The 580-nt window shown below is 73.3% G+C and carries 1 protein-coding gene; it reads right to left on the minus strand.

The features are described from left to right. The coding region (locus CCN33_RS29625; RefSeq protein WP_140394754.1) for an AI-2E family transporter at window positions 1–535 on the minus strand (535 nt) is incomplete at its 3' end. Between the last annotated feature and the right edge of the window lie 45 nt (window positions 536–580).

The following is a 580-nucleotide window of genomic DNA, read 5'->3' on the forward strand; positions in this document are numbered from 1 at the left end:
GCAGGGAGCGCAGGGCGCGGTGCGAGTCGCGCAGGAAGAAGAAGACCAGCAGCAGGGCGAGTACGGCGATGGCGACGGACTCGCCGACCACGCTGACGCCGCTGATGACGTTGGAGACGGCGGTGCCGCCGAACTTGCCCAGCAGTTCGCGGGCGTTGCCCGCCAGGTCGTCCAGGCCGGTGCCGGCGGCGCCGAAGTGCCGGGCGACGGCCTTGGCCGCCTCGCGGAGGGACGCCACGATCTCGTCGCCGGTGTCGACGAGGGCGGCGACCACGATGTAGACCGCTCCGCCGACGACCGCCACGACGGCGACGCAGGTCAGGGCGGCGGCGAGGCTGGCGTTCAGCTTCATCCTGAGCAGCCAGCGGTACAGGGGGCCCAGCAGGGCCGTACCGAGGAGGGCGAGCAGTACGGGGGTGACCGCGGTGCGCAGCTCTCCGCACAGGCGGATGCCCACCCAGCCCAGCGCCGCGGCCAGCAGCAGTACGGCACACCAGGCGGCGAACCGGCGCACGGGTACGGGGAGAAGCGACACGCTTCCAGCGGAGCACGCCGTGGGTTCCGGTGCCCTGCTGGGCGG

The sequence above is a fragment of the Streptomyces recifensis genome (assembly GCF_002154615.1).
Classification (GTDB): Bacteria; Actinomycetota; Actinomycetes; order Streptomycetales; family Streptomycetaceae; genus Streptomyces; species Streptomyces griseoluteus.